The organism is Pontiella sp. (genome assembly GCF_041622395.1).
In the GTDB taxonomy this organism is placed as follows: Bacteria; Verrucomicrobiota; Kiritimatiellia; order Kiritimatiellales; family Pontiellaceae; genus Pontiella.
The window spans coordinates 1-18,537 of the sequence record NZ_JBFJYW010000029.1 but is presented as its reverse complement, the minus strand read 5'-3'; the positions used below and the strand labels follow the sequence as shown (position 1 = coordinate 18,537).

The following is an 18,537-nucleotide window of genomic DNA, read 5'->3' as shown; positions in this document are numbered from 1 at the left end:
TCGGAACCAAGGGGTTCGCCTTCGCCACCAAAAACGGCGAGGCCATCTTCGTGGAAAAGGGCGACATCGAGGAAATCGGAAACCTGCAGGCCATTTTCGATCTGGGCGACGAAACCAGCGTCCAGGTTCTGGAACCCCAGTAGCCGCGGCGGCTCCGGTTTTTGCGGGTACGCGAAGCGCGGCAAAGCCAACCCGGCCCTCCGCTGAAAAACCAAGCCGATCAAAACAGGACCGCATCGCGGCCAGATTTGATGTGTCGCTTTCCATCCTCGTGATGAGGGGGATTGAAAGCCCCTGTTCTACCGCCGACAGGGCCAAACTGAATTTACAGAAGAGGTGTTCCCCCCTCGTTGCAGTCAATACTCGTTTAGGATGAGAAGGAGAGACAGGAATGAATACGTTGAAAAACCTTGGGTTGATTTTGTCGGTCGGACTCGTTTCGAGCCTGTGCGTTACCCGTGCCGCCGAGTTGATGCCGGAGAGCGATGAAGCCTATCGGCAGCGGATGCAGTGGTTCACGGATGCGCAGTTCGGGCTGTTTATTCATTATGGCGTCTATTCGACTCTGGGGGGTGAGTGGAACGGACAGCCCGTCCAGAAATATGCGGAGTGGATTCAGCGCTGGGGACAAATTACGCCGGAGGAATACATTCCGCTGGCGGCCAACTTTCGGCCCGACAAACTCGATGCCGACCGCTGGGTGAAGACGGCCCGGGAAGCGGGCATGAAGTATATGGTCATCACGACCAAGCACCACGAGGGATTCTGCCTGTGGGACAGTGCCTACACGGAATATGACCTGGGCGAAGCGACCGGTTTTGATCGGGACATTCTGGGCGAACTGAAAGCGGCCTGCGACAAGTATGGCCTGAAGTTTGGCACCTATTACTCGATCATCGACTGGCACCACCCGTCTCAGCGCGCCTCGCTGGTGTCCGGGATGCAGACCCCGATGAACGACAAGGAGGGTTATGTCGCCTACATGAAAGCCCAGCTCAAAGAGCTCATCGAGCGTTATCATCCCGCGGTGATGTGGTTCGATGGGGATTGGGCCAAATGGTGGACGATGGACGACGGCATCGATCTGTATAATTATCTCCGCGGACTGGATCCCGAGCTGATCATCAACAACCGGGTCGCCAAGCGGAGCCAATTCAAGAAGGACTACGGCACGCCGGAAAACTCCACGCCCGACGCCGCGCTCGACCATGTCTGGGAGGCCTGCTGGACGGTAAACCATTCCTGGGGGTTCAAGAAGAGCGACACGCGATGGAAAAGCACGAAGGAGCTCATTCAAAAGCAAATCGACATCAACACCAAAGGCGGCAACCTGCTGCTGAATGTCGGCCCGCAGGCGGATGGGTCATGGCCGGAGGAATCGATTCAGCAGTTGAAGGCCATGGGCGCGTGGAACGCCGCGCATCATGAAGCCGTTTACGGGGCAGACGTTGTGGCCGCACCCGTACAATCCTGGGGAAAAATTGCACAAGCCAAAGGCTCCACCCCGGAGACGGGTGAACTCTTTGCGTATGTCTTCGATTGGCCGGAAAACGGCAAACTGCCGATGAAGAATGTCACCTTTGGAAAGGTGGCGGCCTTCACCTTTGAAAACGATCCCCTGCCCGTTTCGACATCGGAAAGAGGCATTGAGATTGACTGCTCGTCGGCCACGACCGATCCCTTTGCCACGGTGTTGCGCCTGAAGTATGCCGGCGGCATGACCCCCATGGGCTCGGCCGACCAGGCATTGGAGCATTCCGGCAATGAGTTAATCCTGCAGGCCCGGTCCGCCACGCTGGAAGGTCAAGCCATTACGCTTGAGAACAACAGCCATATCGGCTTTTGGACCAACCCGGAAGCGACCGCTTCGTGGACGTTGGATGTTCCGGCCCCCGGAAAATACAGGGTGAAAGCGCTCTACTCATGTGCCAAGGGCTACGATGGAAGCGATGCGCGGTTAACCGTCGCCGGGAAGACATTAACGGCGGTGGTCAAGCCGACGGCAGGTTGGCGCCGGTTCGAGGTCCTGGAGCTGGGTGTCGTGAACTTGAATGAGGTAGGCGCAACGGACTGTTCGCTGGGCTTCGGCAACACGCGGGGCAAGGCGCTGTTTAACCTGAAGAGCCTCATCTTTGAGCCGATCGAGCCGTAGGCGCTACGTGGGGCGGATGATCAGAATCCGCAGGCTTCCAAATGGGGCGATCCCCAGATCAACTCAACGGCGGAAACGGTCGACGCAGAAAGAAGGGATTGCTACGGCAAACTCTCCGCTGGCAAGACGTAACACGCTGGGCCTGTCCGCCGCACAAATTTTGGCGGAGTGTCGATCTGCCATTGCGCCGCCGCTTACGAACAGGGCCACGGGCAGCCGTGATTCAACGTTCAACAGCATCCGTCTTTCGCATTGCGAATCACTTGATTTTACGATCATCCCCGGCGACCAGCTTGTACACTTCCGTGCCGGCGGCGAGAAAAGCCCCAATGCCGTAAACCTCGGTTTTATCTGCATAGGAATCGCCGGGAGCCGCGCCGACCGGCTGCACATAGCCGAGCAATCCCTCGTCGGTCACGCATTCCGTCAGCGCCTGCCAAGCCTTGAAGACAATCGGCTCGTAGGTGCCACGGTCGAGCAAGCCGTTGTTGATCCCCCATGCCAGACCGAACGTATAAAACGACGTCCCGCTGGTTTCCTTGACGGGATATCCATCTGTCCCGCCAAGCAGTCCCATCGACCAGGTGCCGTCGACACGCTGGCAGTTTTCCAGGCTCTCCGCCATCTGCTTGTAGAGTTCGACGTAGAACGCGCGTCCTTCCCAGTTTTCCGGCAGATCAGGAATCATGAGAGCCAATCCCCCGAAAACCCAGCCGTTGCCGCGCGCCCAGTAGAGCTTGTTTCCATTGGCCTCGCGCTTCGGGAAATAGGACGTATCGCGCCAGAATAGACGGTCATCCTTGTCCCACAGCAGGTCGTAGGTGGCATGGTATTCGCGATCCATAAAATCGAGATATTTGCGATTGCCCGTAACGTTGGCCAAACGCGCCCAGACCGGGGGCGCCATAAAGAGCGCGTCGCACCAGCCCCAACGGTCGTGGCAATCCGTGGCATAGGGTTTTTTGTATCCACACCACTCCAGCGATCCGTTTTTGGGGTCGCTCAGAATCCAGTCAAAATGCCGTTGCGTCGACTCCAGCATCGCCGGGTCTTTGAATTCTTCATAGAGCGAGAGGTAGAACTGTCCGACGGTATGGTCATCCGCGTTATATGGGCGTTCATACAGCTTCCATCCGTTCCGCTCTCCGATCATCTTCAGGAAATCATTGTACGGCGCCGGATCATCGGCCACCGTGCGCCACCGATCTAGGCCCGCATAAAGCGCTCCCATGTGCCAGGTCAGGTCGTGATATTTTTCTTCATACGTTTTGCCGTATCGCTTCAGGCTTTTTTTTCTGCCGCTCGAAAGTGCTCGATATTCATTGTGCACATCAAAGGTTTCGATCTGCCAGTCCGCGACCTTCTTCGTCAGCGTTTTCACCTCCAGCGGCAAGGGCTTTGCCGCTGAATAAGCAGACGTCCCCACGCTGCAAGCCATTGCCAATAAAACAAACCATCTCATACGGCTACCTCCTTGAAATTCTTATTGCCCGATCCATCCGCCATCAACATCCATGAACTTCGCCGCCAGCTCCTCGCCTGCTTCGAACAGACGGCATCGCCCAGCTCATGCAACGCCATACGAACATATCTTTTTCCTACAGGCGATTGCCCGTTCATTTTATGGAAAATGCCGGCGTCAATCCCGCCAAGGAATTACTCGCTTACGGGACGGCACCTTTCCCTGGCGCAATTAATGCATCACGAACAAACTGCAAGCGGCGGAGCCCGATGGAGGGTTGCTCGACGAGTTGGTCTTCCGTGTAGGCGTGGCAGGTCATTTCAGAACATACCGCCCGTTCTTCAAGGTTCCCACCCGTTCAATCAGTCCGGCTTCAAGCAGCGGGTTCAGCGTATCCATTGCGCCTTGCTTGGAAACGCCCAACCCTTCCCGGATTTCACGCGGACTCAGCCCTCCCCGGATCCGAAGCATGTTCAGCAGCTGCTCCTGCTTGGGCCGCAACACCAGCTTTGCATCGCCCTTGGCCGCGTTCAACTGCTGAATACGCTGCCACACTCGTTCAAGCGTCAGTTGCAATCCTTCCGCGTTGTATTCCAGCCACGATGTCAGATCGTCGCCATTGATGCGGACCTCCTGAAGCGCGGTGTAATACCGTGGACGGTCTTCCCAGAAAAATTCATCCACCGAGAAAATGTGGTTCGAGTCAAAGCCCCGGCGATAAAGCTCCCACAAGGCCAACGCCCGGCCCGTGCGGCCGTTGCCGTCGGCAAAGGGATGTATATTCTCGAAACGATAGTGCAAAATGGCCGAACTTAGCACCGGCGACAATGCAACGGACTCCGTGTTCCACCACTCCAGCAGTTCAAACATCAAACCGGAAACTTCATCCGGCAGCGGAGGTACGTGCGGGCCGACCCGAACCCGAATCTTGCGGTAAGTCCCCGCTTCGCCCTGATCCATTACCTGCCCGGCCATGATGGAATGCAGGCGGAACAGATCCTCATGCACCAACCTTTTCTTGGTGGCGTTTTTTTCGATGTGCCGGAGCGCGGCAAAATAATTCAGCACCTCGCGGCGGGCCCGCGTGGATGAAGGCACCAGTTCCTGATTGTCCTCCAACGCGCGAACCTCTTCCAGCGTCAGCGGATTCCCCTCGATTGCCGTCGATGAATGGGCGTTGCGGGCTCGGGAATCCTTCTGCAACGAGGGGATCCAGGCCACCTGGACCGTCGCGCTCCGAATCCGCTCACGCAACGCAGCAATGGCCTCCACCCGCGAGAGCAGTGCCGGTGTAATCGCAAACCGTGGTTGATAACTCATGGGCGGATCATATAAATGGGTCAAGCGTCGGTCAAGCCATGGGTCAAGTGATTTTGCGCACCAACATCCTCCATAGGTCCCGCTTCCCACTCCAACAAGAAGTCGTTGTAATGGTTTATCTTACGACGCTTGCGCGTCATCGGCACAAAGAAGACCAGCACCATCTCGCCCTTGATATCACGCCCCAGCGTACCCTCAGGCCGAGCCTCTCCTCCGTCGTCGAAACCGTCGTCCAGCCAAGCCGGCAAACAACCCGATGGCGGGTTGCTCGACCAGTTGATCTTCTGTGTAGGCCTTTGTTTTCATCGTTGAGTCCGGTCGCGGCTAAATTATAGTACGTACTTTAATACGTAGTTTCTCGTTAATACCCTCATTAATACCCCCACTCAGGAGTTACTACCCTTACTCCCTGAATAAGACCAACGGGCTGCCGGCCCTTTGCCACTGCACTCCACATCGCCGGACTCTTTTAAGCCCCGCAGTAAGGAACGAATCCATTCGCGTCCCACGCCCGGACAAGCGCGTTCGATCTCCGCCAAACGGAATTCGCCGGGTTGCTCCCGTATGGCCGCCAATACCAACTCCGCCTTGGAGCCGCGCGGCGCCGTCACTTGGCCCGCCCGCTTCTCAAACTCCACATAGCTGCGCCGCACAATGGCGAAAAGAAAATTGAACCACGGTGCCAAATCATGCCGCCCGTCGTGCCAGTTCTGAGAACTGCGTTGGAGGCACTCGTAGTAATCCTCCTTGGATTCCTCGATCATCCGCTCAATGCTCACATAACGCCCCACTTCATACCCGTGCTGATAGAGTACCAGCAGCGTAAGCAAGCGAGATACGCGCCCGTTGCCGTCGCGGAACGGATGGATGCAAAGAAAATCAAGCACCAGTCCCGCAATGGCTGCCATGGGCGGAATGTGGTCCTGCTCCAGCGCATGACGGTAACGCACACAAAGCTCATCCACCGCTGCCGGGGTATCTTTGGCCGTCACGCACCGAAAGCGGACGACCGGAGCCGCGTTGGGAACCAGCTCGATAATATCGTTGTCCAGCCTCTTGAACTGGCCGGCATCCCCTCCGCCGGATTGGCAAAGCTCGTGTAATCGCATCAAGGTGTCCGGCGTAATCGCCAGCTTCTCGTATCGATGGTGGATCTCGTTCAATGCCCGACGATAGCCCAATACCTCCTCCTCCGATCTATCGCGCGGCTTGCTGTTTCCCAGAACCAACGGACGCAACCGGTCGGCGGCAACCGTCACCCCCTCGATGCGGTTCGACGACTCCGCGCTTTGGATCAGCGCCATCTCACGTAACGCCTTGAGTGATTGCGGCGACTGGTGCGTAAACAGCTCCTGTTTGCCCTTCGATTCGGCAATATCGTTCAGCATCCAAACCATGCTCATCGGCAGCGCATAGTTTTTCAACCGGTCATCTCGAAAACTGTTCATGGTTCAATATCCCTCCAAACGGGATCCAACGAGAGCAAGCGAGACGCTCGCGATACGTACCGCAGGCGTCCCGCCTGCACAAAAGCATAACCCTCTCCCTCTGGGAGAGGTTGGGTGAGGGTGCGGTTTCGCCGCATACTCCGCAAACAGCCCGTTGGCGGGTTGCTCGACTAGTTGGTCTTCTGTGTAGGCGTGGAACATTACAGCTCCTCGATACGCTTCAACAAACGGTTCAAATCTTGATGCGCATGCGTAAGGTCGATTGTTTCAGCGATCTTCCGATGAATATATGGTTTTTTAAATTTCGGATCTGCCAAAGCAGACAGAGACACACCTTTGCTCCCAATCTGTTTTTTTAAGTCGAGCAAGCTATAACCGGTGCTGTAATCGCTTCCTGATGTGGCCCGCTCATCCGAGAGTATTTTCGCAACAGCTATTTTGTTTTGATCTGTGATTAACGAAAATTCCAAATCAGAAGTGAAAACGAAAACGTTTAAACCTGAATTTTTGAAGTATGTGCCTGCGGAGATCGCTGCTTCCGACAGCTCAACTTCCGTTTTATCCAATGCGGAATCAACGGTAGCTTTAAGCGCGGATTCAGAAATATGCGTATAGCCAGCATCCTTTGCGCCTCGAAGAATCGGTCTATCAGCGCTCGCAATTAACGAATCAAAATCTGTTACAACGAGATGGGGTATATTAGCTGTATTCCAAGCCTTGACCATGCGAAGAAACGGGGAGAAATTCTGGTTGCCAGCGGCGGATATGATTGATATGCGATGCGCACCTGTACCAAATTTTTTTTCCAAGAGAACCCTGAGTACGCGCGCATCAGATTCGCCTTCAACAAAAACCACTTTGTCTGCAAAAAATAACATTGTGTTAACTTCGTTTCCATAAGCATCAAACGTCTCAAGGTCCTTTTTCGCCCGGATAGTTGGAACATGAAGCTCTGAGTGTTGACCTGCCTTTTTCACTAGGCCCAGCTTGTCGAATGGCGTTTCTGCCACAACATAAGGACTATGAGTTGTCACAATAACCTTTAGATTTTCTAGCTGAGTCGCGCGAATGTCTTGGTAAAGCTCCTTTTGCTTCTGAGGATGCAAAAAAGCCTCCGGCTCTTCTACCGCGAGAATGAACTGAATATCTGGATTTTCTACAGCCTTCTGCTCAAGACGATGCAGTGCGAGGAGAACACCGCTCTGAACCCCTGACCCAGCCTCAGAAAGGGCAAGGGTTGTTTCGCCATCGTCAGTCATCTGAAATCCAAGGCGCAAATTATCAAGAATCCACTCGCCAATGCCTTCGACATCTACAGCAAACTTCAATGCCAGCTTATGCTGGGCTTTAAATCCGAAATTCCTCTCAATCTGTGGCAACAGGGCTTCGTCAATATACGGCTTTATCGTTTTAGATATTTGATCACGAATACCCTTTAACGTCCGATACTCCTTCGGCGTACCTCCGGCCTTTTGTGGGATCATTTCCGAAAGGCCATACTCGCGAAGCATCTTTGAAAACAACTGTTGAAACTCGGGCGACGTCGCATCTCGAAGAGCCGGAATAAGGATAAACCGATTATGCTTTCGTAACTCTTTTAGGACCTGAATGGAAGCTGGCGTTGTTACCGCATTTCGTTCTATTTTCTCTAGCACCGTAAATGTTAAATCGGTCCGAACAGTGATATAAAGTTGCTTTTTCTTTGATTTGGATTCGTAGTTTATCGTGATTCGTCGCGCTTTGGCATTCACTGGAAAAATTGGCAACAACTGTTCAGCCAAATCCGGGTGTAATGCTCCGAGTTCAAGCGTATCTTCATTAAGCCGATTAAGAACCATATCGATGGCTTTTAGAATGGAAGATTTCCCATGATCATTTTGACCGATCAACACAGAGGTTTTCTCCAAGTCAAACCGCAGAGATTTAAAGGACTTGATGTATGCAAACTCAAAGGATTTTATCTTCATCTACTCAATTCTCCCTAATGTTTACTTGCCCCGAAAGCAGGCGCGGAAGCAGGAGGTCGCGCGTTTGGCGGAGGTTTTGGATGTTACTTTGTAAGACGTGAATTTGTTCGGCGATTGGAACGGTTACATCGCCAAACTTCTGTAAGAGAAGCTCTGGCGGCATAAGCAGTTCAGCTTGTTTGAAAGTTGCGGCGCTAACGGCCGGATAGGCAGCGCCAGTGGCTTGGTAGGCCGCCGGATCGTCCACCCGTCCGCCTTCGCCAAGGCTACGGCGCGACGAGCACCCTGTTTCCGCTTGTTTCAGCAAAGTAGCACGCTGCACCGAAAAGCGGACCTCGGCAAAACGCAGGAAGATCAAACCCAGCACCGAAGCAGAATATTCCTGTGACTTTAAACCCGAATTCGCGCGAAACTGATCCGCCGCATCCCACAGGTTTTTTTCAAGCGTAGCCGTAGCGGCATCTTTTTCCGACGGTGCAACCCAATTCATAATTCAACGTTCTTTTAGTGCGGAATGCATGCGTCCAATCGACACCCCCATCCCCGCAAAGTTTTAGACAGATACAAAACTGGAAAAATCTTAATTCCCACGACGCCCTTCAGCAAGAAAAACCCCAATACAATAGTGCTCCACAGGGGTTTTAGTGCTTTTTGCCAAAAGACATAGCAGACAGCCGAACGACTCCACGTCGAAATCGGCATCGCTCCCTTCTATCGCTCATATCGTTCCAATTCGTGAGCGATAACAAAGCGGGGTATAGCTACGTTGAAGGTTGGCGGATTTTATCCGGGCATGAAAAATGGTCAGGACGTCTGGATTTGTTCCGCCCCAGTAGGGCTCTCGCAGGCTGCACTCCCGCCCGCAGGAACGGATGAACCATGTGCGCGTTTCGGCATCCCGTCCGAACACAAAAAAAACGTCATCCGCAAGGAATGACGTTTAAAAATGGTCGGGGCAACATGATTCGAACATGCGACCTCTACACCCCCAGTGTAGCGCTCTAGCCAGGCTGAGCTATGCCCCGACGTTTCAATTCCTGAAAATTGAGGGCAGAACGTAGCACGGCGCATGAGGGTCGTCAACGCCCGCCGTGCAAAAAACGCATCTCGTTTTTCTTTTAAATGCGCATCGGAACTCTACAATGGGCCGCATGAACCAAATACCAGAAATCACCCCCGACCTTCTCGAAAAATATTCCTCCGCCATTTCCCTCTCGGACATGGAGATCTTCGTCTTCCCGGAGCTGCTGTACAGCCTGGTGCTGGCCAACATCATGTCGCCGCGCATCTGGGAATGGAAAAACGACAAATGGTTTGCGAAGCTGGACAAGATGAAGCCCTACAAGAAAATCCAGCGGCTCAAACAGTTCATCATCGACCATTACGAGTTCAACCTGGACCTCGACACCTGGGGACTGACCACCAAAGAGTCGGAAATGGCCCGCTTTGCCCCGTTCATGGATGAAAAGACCATCGGCCAATCCAATGCGCTCTTTGGCTACGAGGGCGACCGCCACTATTTTTCGCTCGATATCCGCAAGCACTTCGGCCTGGACAAATACACCTCCAACATTATCCCGTTCTGGAAAACGGAAACGCTGGAGGCGATGGATGCCTTCAAGTTCAAGGAAAACTACCGCGTGGGAGCGGGCGAATGCGTTTCGCTCTCCACCCTCTATGCCGCGGCGCTCTTTGTCATCTGCGATGTTCCGCTCGAAGACATTTTCCTGATCGCCACTCCGCTGCACTCCCAGAACTTCATCAATGTGAACGACGGGGTGCTGACGAACAACCGGCGGCTGGTGACCAAAACCATGTGGTTCAACGGCACCGACCTCACCGCCAAGGCACAGCGGGCGCTGCGCAACGAACAGGTGACGATCGTGGCGAACAACACCGGCTTCATCCACACGGTCTATCCCGAGGCAACCATCGCCCCGGAGAGCTTCGAGCTATTCCGGCAAAAGCTCGACGCCTTCACCACCACGGAAATCACCTTCGAAATCCTCGCGAACTTCCTGCGCGAACGGTCGGAATTCCAGAGCTGCTTCCAGATCATGTTCGTGCGCCACGGCAAGGTGCAATACCTCCCGATCGAACGCGCCTATGCCTACGAGCACGGCAGCCCCTTCAAGGTTTCGGACGATTCCACCCGCGACAAACTGCTGGAGCAGGTCGACGAATACGATTTCTACACGGAGCCGATCGAGGACCGCATCCTGATCAACAAGCTCGGCGACTACCTCAAGAACAACCCCATCTCCCACTTCGACAAGGAGAGCATGCGCGGCTTGGCCGAAGCGATCACCTGCACGAAGAACATGGACCGGAAAATGTCGGTGATCGAAGGGCTGGTCGATTTCGTCCACCTCGATCCGGAACTCCCCGCGACCGAAGGCAAACGCTTCAGCGGGCCCGGGCCGATCGCCATCCAGCCCGGCGCAACCCGCGAAGAAATCATCGACTACCTGCGGGGCCTGCGCGCGAGCCACCCCATCGCCGATCTCGCCTTCTATGCCAGCCGCAATCTCGCCGTCACCGACTGGCGTCCCTTCCTCAAGGCCGCCTTCGAGCGCAACCCGGTGGTCGTCGCGGAAACCCAGGGGCTCTCCGACGACGAGCTGACGGCCTTGTTCGACGCGATGGCCAACGAATCGATCTACGACGGCAGCCGCGTCGCCCAGCCCGACGAAGTTTGGAACTTCCAGCGGGGCGACGGCCTCGAACGCGCCATGGCCCTGGCCAATGTCTGGAAGGTGCGCCATCCCGACGACGCGATCGAACTCGCGGTCGGCGGCGGCGAAGCCACCCTGACGATCGGCGGAAAAGAGTGCCGGTTCGAGACCAACAAAGGGCTGGAGAAGCGGATTGCCCTGGCCTAGCGCAGCCCGCCAAACCACCGGTTGATCGGCAGGGTTAGCGCTTCCCCGCAGGGCGCGAATCGTCTACTGTGCTGTCTTTTATCCTCGGAGGACGTATGAAGACAAAGGGACTGGTAGTGGGCGCGCTGGCATTGGCGAGCGCCGCGCTGGGGGGCGACTGGATGCAATGGCGCGGCCCGGAGCTCAACGGTTCGTGCGATGCGAAGCACCTGCCATCGACGTGGTCGATCGCGAGCGGCGAGAACATCGCCTGGAGCTGCGACCTGCCGGGCACCGGGCAATCGACCCCGATCGTGGCGGGCGACCGGATCTTCTTGACGACGAGTCTGGACAACCAGCTGCGTGCGGTATGCATCGACCGCGCAACGGGCAAAATCGCCTGGGACAAGAAGGTGGGCCAGGGGCGCGATATGCCGCGCAACGGCAACGCGGCGCACCCCTCTGCGGTGACGGACGGGAAAACCGTCTGCTTCCTGTATGGCCAGGGCACGATGGTGGCGTTCAGCCTCGACGGCAAGCAACTCTGGAAACGCGAACTGGAAGACCAGTATGGGCTGCTGGCCACCAAGTTCGGCTTCAGTTCCAGCCCGTTGCTGCACAACGGCACGCTATACCTGCCCCTGCTTTACCTCGCGAACACGAAGAAGGACCCGAATTCGGAGAACAGCACCAAGCTGGTGGCGATCGACCTGAAAACGGGTAAAACCCGCTGGGAAGCCGACCGCCCCACCCCGGCAACCAAGGAGTCGCTCGACTCCTACATCACGCCAACCCTTGGCCTGCGGGGAATCATCCTGACGGGCGCGGACCTGGTGACCAGCCACGACCCCGAGAACGGAACGGTCCAGTGGGCGTTCGATGTGGCGAAGGACAACCGTAAAACCAACTGGCGCATCATTTCGAGCCCGGTGCAGGCCGGCGAGCTGACCGTCACCGCCTACCCGCGCGGCCGCACGATGGTGGCGCTCAAGGCCGACGGCGGCAAGCGGTGGGACTACGAGGGCTATGTGCCGGACGTCTGCACCCCGGCCTACGACGGCCAACTGCTTTATGTACTCGACGGCGTGAAACGCTACCTCACCTGCCTCGACGCGAAAAGCGGCCGGGAGCAGTGGCAGGAAAAGATCGAGAGCGACAAGGGCTTCTTCGCTTCGCCGCTGGTGGCGGACGGCAAAGTCTACCTGATCAATTTCGACGGCGAGGTGTTTGTGTATGCCGCGGGCACGACGGGCAAAGCGATTGGACGGATCCCGATGCAGGCCACCAACAGCTACGCCTCGATGGTCGCCGTGGACGACGCCCTCTACATCCGCCTGCCCAACCGGCTGGTTTGCGCGCGGATCAACAAATGAAAACGATCGGAAAAATTGGATTGGCGGTAATCACGATGGGACTTTTGGCAAATCTTCTTTTACGGGGCGGCGCAGACAAGGATGCCGACATCCCGCAACTCATCCAGGACGGCGCCCTGGTGGTGGACACCCGTACGGCGGGGGAATTCAACGGCGGCCACATCGAAGGGGCCATCAACATCCCCTACGACCGGATCACGAACGGGATCGGTCAGCACACGACCGACAAGGCCAAGGAGATCGTGGTCTACTGCCACAGCGGGTCGCGCTCGGGAAGCGCCAAGGCGGCGCTCCTGAGCGCAGGCTACACCAACGTCGTCAACGGCGGCAGCCTTTCCCGCATGCGCTCCGTGCTGGCAAAATAATCGCGCGCGCTATCCGTTTTCCGACGGAAGCGCGGCGAAAAGCGCCCCGTTGAGGAAGGAGTCGATCTTTTCGGCGACGGCCATCAGGTCATTTTCCAAGCATTGGATTTCGGCCCCCAGGGGTTGCGTCAAGACGTCGGGGCCCTGCCGGATCCATTTTTGCATCTGCAAGGCCCCCGCCTCCAACGGTTGCAGGTTGCCCCAGCCCCCATCCTCTTCGGCAATCGCCGGAGCGTGACCGGGGCGCAATCCCCAAATCCCAAGGCCGACCAGCACCAGCATCGCCAAGGAGACGGCCGTCCGGATGCGGAGGTGGCTCCCGGAGGCAACCGGCTTTTGCTCCAGCTTCAGCGCGTTCATGATGCGTCCATGCGCGAACGGCGGAAGCTCGCTTTCGGCGCGCCCCGTCGAACACAGCGCCTGGTGCATCCGTTCGGTCCGCTGCCGATATTGGCGGCAAGCCGCGCATTGGCGGAGATGCCTTTCGGTGCGCCCCGCCGGTGCCCTGCCCCGCTCAACCGCGGCCGAAATCTTCATTCTGCTTATGAAACAAAACATGGACTGTCCTCCATTGGAACCACGCCACCGTTTTGGGCGTCGCTTTCGAGGCGGCACGTCGCCGCCAGCTTTTTCCGAGCGCGGAACAGCAGCACCTTCACGCTCGACACCGTGCGCTTCATCACCCGGGCCGCGTCCTTCACCGAGAGCTCTTCGCGATAAACCAGCAGCAACGCCGTGTATTGGGCGTCCGGCAGGGTCTGCTTGGCCAGCTGCCAAATGAATTCGCCCTGGTCGCGGCCATCGAGCTCGCGGGCGGGATCGCGCTCATCCGCCGCGAGCTCGCCCTCATATTCGACCGGTTGGCCGTGCCACGACCGGTAGAACCCGGCCACCTCCCGGCGGGCGATGGCCAACAGCCAGGTATAAAACGCATACGTCCCGTTATAGCGGGCGATATTGCGGAAGGCCTTGATGAAAACCTGCTGGAGCAAATCCTCGGCATCGGACGGATTCGGGGCTTTGCTACACAAGAACGAGTAGATTCGTTTTTCGTATCTGAAAACGAGCTCTTCGAACGCCACCAAGGAACCGGCCCGGGATTCCCGGGCAAGCTCCTGATCGGTTCGTTCCTGTTGCGGTTGCGTCATACGGCCACTATTTGCGTGATTTGCCGCGGGACTTCTGGAGGGTTTCGGTGACCAGTTCAACGGGACAGGCCGACTCGATCACGACCCGCTGGTCGATCGTATTCACGCGCACGCCGCGCGCCAGCCGGGCCAGCCCCGGGTTTGTCTCATCGTGCAGGAACGCCATGCCCAGCATGCCGCGCACGATCGAATCCACGTAGAATGCGGCCTCGGAATTGTCGGTGTTGATTTCCAGTTGCGCGAGCAACTTGCCATCCGACTCCTGCAGGCTGAAATACATGCTGCGCGTCTGCCGCAGCAGGGCCGCCTTGGCCGGCAGCATCTCCCCGTCGCCCACTTCCAGTGCCGCCGCAACGAAGGCGGCGTTGTCCAATTCGGCGAGGTTGAGCGCGGAGTCGCCGGAAAGGCAAGGTGCCTTTCCTGCCAGCACATCGATCGCCTGGGCAACCAGCGCTTCGTTGTCGCCCATCACAATGTCGCCATTGGAAGCGAAGGCGCCATAGACGCGCTTGGCCGGATCCTTTTGCTTGTTTTTGTCGTCGACCCAGTTGTGGATGACGGTGCCGTTGTGGGTGGTTTGGGCGTAGGTCTTGTTCATCTTCAGCAGGGTGGTGAGATGCGCTTCATCGAAGGTGCCCGAAATCATCATCACACCGGAGCCGTGCTCCTCGATCGTCGGCCCGAAAGCGAGGATCGAATCGACGTCCTGGAGGGGGTCGAAGTTGAAGATGGCCTTGATCCCGTCGAGCTTGCGTTGCGCTTTTTCGTCGATTTCCGCGACAATGTATTGGCCGATCTGCGAATCGCGGATGCCGGTCGCATTCGCATAGGCCACCCATTTGGAATTCGCCGGAATCTCCGCGGCGGAAAACGGACGGGCAAACGCCGAAGCCGCCATCGCCAACACCACGCCCAACAGCATATTTTGCTTATTCATCGATCTCTCCTTGTTTGGAATTTGTTTGGTTCCGCCCGCCGCAACCGTTTGGGCAAGCTCTATCCTAATATACGCAAGCGGCCCCGAAAAGGTTACACGCCGGTCTTGCCGGATTTGCCGGGCGGATCGTTTCGACAAGCGCGACGGCCCGACGCCGATGGGAGGAAGCCCACCCTAGACAAGTAAATGAACCACAGATAGCCATTGCGAGCGAATGGCGATCAATTGCCGATAAACACCGATTTCAGAACAGGCTCTTGCTCCGGCAGGTGAGCGGGACAAACTCCTGATCTAAATTGTGCGGTTCCATTCCCGGATTTAGTTCTCTATTCAAATCCCTCCATGTTAACGACGGATTCTTTTTGCCACAGCGTTCGCCGCGGCACAGAGAAGCAGAGCATTTACAACCCTCTGTGCCTCCGTGTCCTCGAGCATAACGGGTGGTGAAATTTGGTTCCGGCTACGCCGGGTTGGGTTTACCCGCGGGGCCCCGAAGCGGGCGGTTCACCGGCTTTTCAGATAGCCGTTCAGTTTTTCGACCAGGATGCCGAGCTTCACTTCCGAGCGCTGCCGCTCGAAGATCCGGCCCCGCCCCCCGCATTTGGAGCAGCGGACGAGAATCTCGCCTTCGCCGTCGCACTTCGGGCATTTGCCGGTTCCCTTGCAGGTTGTGCAATAGATGGTGGTGCTGCGGAACCCGGTTTCGCGTTCGCCCGTCCCGCCGCAGCGCGTGCATTTTCCGCTGCCCTCGCACTCCGGGCACTCCACCGCAACCGCCCCGGTCATCTTGCAGGCATCACAGGGCTTCAGGTAGTCGCCGAGCACATACGTATCGTTATCGGGAAAGAAGATCCGGAACATCATGTCGAACCGTTCGGCATCGTCGGAACGGCCTTTGAGCAACGAATGGAGCACGCATGCGGCAAGGATATCGGCATCCAACGCCCCGTCATAGGTTTCGGAGAAAAACCGGTCGGAGGCGGAAGGATCCAGACCGCCCAGCTCCTTGATGACCTTGCGCACCCGGCCGGCATCGGTGGCGATCGGCGATTCTTTCGCCGCGGGGTTGGCCAAGGCGTTGGCCAGCAAGACGAATTGATCGCGCGTCACCTCGCAGTAGCTCTTGTTGAGCCGCTTGCCGCGACCATTGCAGGCCCGACAACGGGAAGAGATTTCCCCTTCGCCCGCGCACAGGGCGCACTTGCCCGTTCCGCGGCATACGGTGCAGTGGATCGTCGAATCGCCGAGGCCGGTCTTGCGCTCGCCCTCGCCGCCGCACTTCGGGCACTTGCCCGTCCCCTTGCAATCCGGGCACGGCTTGGTCACGATTCCGTCGCCGCCGCAGGTACTGCACTCGGAAAACAGGACGTCCAGATCAACCGCGTCGATCTCGAGCCCCATTTCGTCGATGAGCAACTGAATGCGTTTGGCTTGATCGGTATTGTTGGAAATCAGGCTCTGCAGCAAAGCGAGCGCCAAGGCCGCCTGGCGGCCGAGCGGTTCCGATTGGTCGGTGAGCAGGATTTTCCGGGCGGCGGGCGCCAGCTCCGGGATGCTTTTGAGGACGGGGTTCAACGCGTAGGGATCGGCCACTTCGGGGCCGGTCGCCTCCACGCCATTGTCGGTCGGGGGTTCCGGCTCCCCGAGATAGGCGGACTTCCAGTCGGCGGGCAGCAGCGAAAAGTTGAGAAAATATTGCCCGTCGTCGTGCACGATCATCAGCCCTTGCGAGTTGCGCCGCCAGACGAACGCATTCTTGAGCACCGAACCATCGGGCAGCGTAAACTCGGCCACGGGCGTCTCGCCCAGCACGGCGATCTCCGACGCAACGCACACCGAACCCAACATCGCCACCAGAACCCATATAAACAAACGCCGAATCATCCCGGTCTCCATTATTGATTGAACAGAACCCAACTAACGTACAACATGCGCAATTCAAATCCAATTACGCATTGCGAATTACACCCTCATGAAAGTCGTCATCACAGAAAAACCATCGGTCGCCCGCGATATTGCATCCGTGCTGAAAATAACCGAAAAGAAAAACGGCTACATCGAAGGGCGCGGCTGTGCCATCACCTGGGCGTTCGGCCACTTGGTCACTCTGCTCGATCCCGGCGAATACGACCCCGAACTGCGCAAGTGGCGGCTCGACCGCCTCCCCTTCATCCCCGAGACGTTCCAGCTCAAGCTCATCGAAAACCCCGGGGTCGCCCAACAATTCGAAACCATCAAACGCCTCTGCCAGGAAGCCGAGGAAATCGTCTGCGCAACCGACGCCGGGCGCGAAGGCGAACTCATCTTCCGCTACATCCTCTCGCTGAGCGACTGCGAGGCGAAGCCGATCAAACGGCTCTGGCTGAGCTCGCTGACGCCCGAGGCCATCAAAGAGGCGTTCAAGGAACTCAAGGACGGGCACGACTACGACCCGCTCTACGCCGCCGCCAAGTGCCGCTCGGAGTCCGACTGGATCGTCGGCCTCAACGCCACCCGCTTCTACACCGTGCGCCACGGCCGCCTGTCGGCCGGCGACGACCGCGTGCTGTGGAGCATTGGCCGCGTACAGACGCCCGTGCTGGCGATGATCGTCCAGCGCGACGACGAAATCATGAAGTTCCGCCCGAAGCCCTTCTGGGAGCTGGCCACCAACTACCGCGAGACCGTGTTCAAATATACGGGCGACCGCTTCGAAAAACCGGAACAGGCGCAGGAGCTGCTCGACCAGATCATGGGCCGGCCCTTCACCGTCACGGCGGTTTCCGGCAAGCAAAAGAAAGAGCAGCCGCCGCAGCTGTTCGACCTCACCACGCTCCAGCGCGAAATCAATAAAAGCAACGGCCTCTCCGCCGCCGACACGCTGGCCGCCACGCAAAATTTATACGAATCGAAGCTCGTCACCTACCCGCGTACCGACTCGCGCTACCTCAGCGCCGACATGAAGCCGCGCATCCCCGACATCTTCGTAAAGCTCAAATCCATGCGCGCCGAACAAATCGCGCCGCTCAACCTCGCCAAGCTGCCCTTCACCAACCGCATCGTCGACGACAAGAAGGTGACCGACCACCACGCCATCATTCCGACCGGGGTCATTCCCGGGTCGCTCGGCCCCAACGAACAGGTGGTCTACAACGCCATCGTCACCCAGTTCATCGCCGCCTTCTATCCCGTCTGCATCAAGAAGATCACGACGGTCGACGGCGAGAGCGCCGCGGTCAAGTTCCAGACCAAGGGCACCGTCATCGTCGAACCCGGCTGGTCGGTACTCTTCCCCAAAAAGAAGAAAAAGAAAAAGGCGGACGACGACGGCGAAGAGGACGAGCAGACCCTGCCCGCCTTCAAGAAGGGCGAAAGCGGCGACCACGCGCCCTTCACCCGCGAAGGCAAAACCAAGCCGCCCCAGGCCTTCAACGAAAACTCGCTGCTCGGCGCCATGGAGGCCGCCGGCAAGTGGGTCGACGACGACTCCCTGCGCGAGGCGCTCAAGGAGCGCGGCATCGGGAC

General features: G+C 57.5%; 14 protein-coding genes and 1 tRNA gene. 5 read left to right on the top strand and 10 right to left on the bottom strand.

All coding sequences use genetic code 11. The features are described 5' to 3' along the window. Window positions 1-391: 391 nt before the first annotated feature. Window positions 392-2,152, top strand: a complete 1,761-nt coding sequence (locus tag ABYO54_RS03095; RefSeq protein WP_372806774.1) for an alpha-L-fucosidase — start codon at window positions 392-394, stop codon at window positions 2,150-2,152. 259 nt (window positions 2,153-2,411) lie between these two features. Here the strand turns inward: ABYO54_RS03095 and ABYO54_RS03090 are convergent, their stop codons facing one another. From ABYO54_RS03090 to ABYO54_RS03065, 6 genes are all read right to left on the bottom strand, one after another. Further along, the gene (locus ABYO54_RS03090) at window positions 2,412-3,614 is read right to left on the bottom strand and encodes a glycoside hydrolase family 105 protein (protein WP_372806773.1); all 1,203 of its coding nucleotides are present in this window, start codon (window positions 3,612-3,614) and stop codon (window positions 2,412-2,414) included. A 315-nt stretch (window positions 3,615-3,929) separates the two neighbouring features. Beyond that, entirely contained in the window at window positions 3,930-5,024 is a 1,095-nt protein-coding gene (locus tag ABYO54_RS03085) for a Fic family protein (RefSeq protein WP_372806772.1), read from the bottom strand. 296 nt (window positions 5,025-5,320) lie between these two features. After that, window positions 5,321-6,382, bottom strand: a complete 1,062-nt coding sequence (locus ABYO54_RS03080) for a Fic family protein (RefSeq protein WP_372806771.1) — start codon at window positions 6,380-6,382, stop codon at window positions 5,321-5,323. A 200-nt stretch (window positions 6,383-6,582) separates the two neighbouring features. Continuing rightward, window positions 6,583-8,349 (bottom strand): ATP-dependent endonuclease, encoded by a 1,767-nt coding sequence (locus ABYO54_RS03075; RefSeq protein ID WP_372806770.1) that lies wholly within the window; start codon window positions 8,347-8,349, stop codon window positions 6,583-6,585. A 4-nt stretch (window positions 8,350-8,353) separates the two neighbouring features. Then, window positions 8,354-8,839: a type I restriction-modification system subunit M N-terminal domain-containing protein gene (locus ABYO54_RS03070; RefSeq protein WP_372806769.1), complete on the bottom strand. Its 486-nt coding sequence runs from the start codon at window positions 8,837-8,839 to the stop codon at window positions 8,354-8,356. A gap of 457 nt (window positions 8,840-9,296) precedes the next feature. Further along, a tRNA-Pro gene (locus ABYO54_RS03065) sits at window positions 9,297-9,374 on the bottom strand. Window positions 9,375-9,500: 126 nt separating this feature from the next. Between ABYO54_RS03065 and ABYO54_RS03060 the strand changes: the two genes are divergently transcribed. From ABYO54_RS03060 to ABYO54_RS03050, 3 genes are all read left to right on the top strand, one after another. Further along, window positions 9,501-11,231, top strand: a complete 1,731-nt coding sequence (locus tag ABYO54_RS03060) for a hypothetical protein (protein WP_372806768.1) — start codon at window positions 9,501-9,503, stop codon at window positions 11,229-11,231. Window positions 11,232-11,326: 95 nt separating this feature from the next. Continuing rightward, window positions 11,327-12,583, top strand: coding sequence for a PQQ-binding-like beta-propeller repeat protein (locus ABYO54_RS03055; RefSeq protein WP_372806767.1), 1,257 nt, complete (start codon window positions 11,327-11,329; stop codon window positions 12,581-12,583). Further along, complete coding sequence (locus ABYO54_RS03050; protein WP_372806766.1) at window positions 12,580-12,948, top strand: rhodanese-like domain-containing protein; 369 nt, start codon at window positions 12,580-12,582, stop codon at window positions 12,946-12,948. Before ABYO54_RS03055 ends, ABYO54_RS03050 begins: the two co-directional genes overlap by 4 nt. 9 nt (window positions 12,949-12,957) lie before the next feature. Here ABYO54_RS03050 and ABYO54_RS03045 read toward each other — a convergent pair whose 3' ends face one another. From ABYO54_RS03045 to ABYO54_RS03030, 4 genes are all read right to left on the bottom strand, one after another. Beyond that, window positions 12,958-13,377 (bottom strand): hypothetical protein, encoded by a 420-nt coding sequence (locus ABYO54_RS03045; RefSeq protein WP_372806765.1) that lies wholly within the window; start codon window positions 13,375-13,377, stop codon window positions 12,958-12,960. Between the two features lie 113 nt (window positions 13,378-13,490). Further along, entirely contained in the window at window positions 13,491-14,096 is a 606-nt protein-coding gene (locus ABYO54_RS03040) for an RNA polymerase sigma factor (RefSeq protein ID WP_372806764.1), read from the bottom strand. 7 nt (window positions 14,097-14,103) lie between these two features. Further along, entirely contained in the window at window positions 14,104-15,033 is a 930-nt protein-coding gene (locus ABYO54_RS03035) for a hypothetical protein (protein ID WP_372806763.1), read from the bottom strand. 504 nt (window positions 15,034-15,537) lie between these two features. Beyond that, window positions 15,538-16,917, bottom strand: coding sequence for a hypothetical protein (locus tag ABYO54_RS03030; RefSeq protein WP_372806762.1), 1,380 nt, complete (start codon window positions 16,915-16,917; stop codon window positions 15,538-15,540). An 88-nt stretch (window positions 16,918-17,005) separates the two neighbouring features. Between ABYO54_RS03030 and ABYO54_RS03025 the strand changes: the two genes are divergently transcribed. Beyond that, window positions 17,006-18,537: DNA topoisomerase (locus ABYO54_RS03025; RefSeq protein ID WP_372806761.1), on the top strand; the 1,532-nt coding region annotated here is incomplete at its 3' end.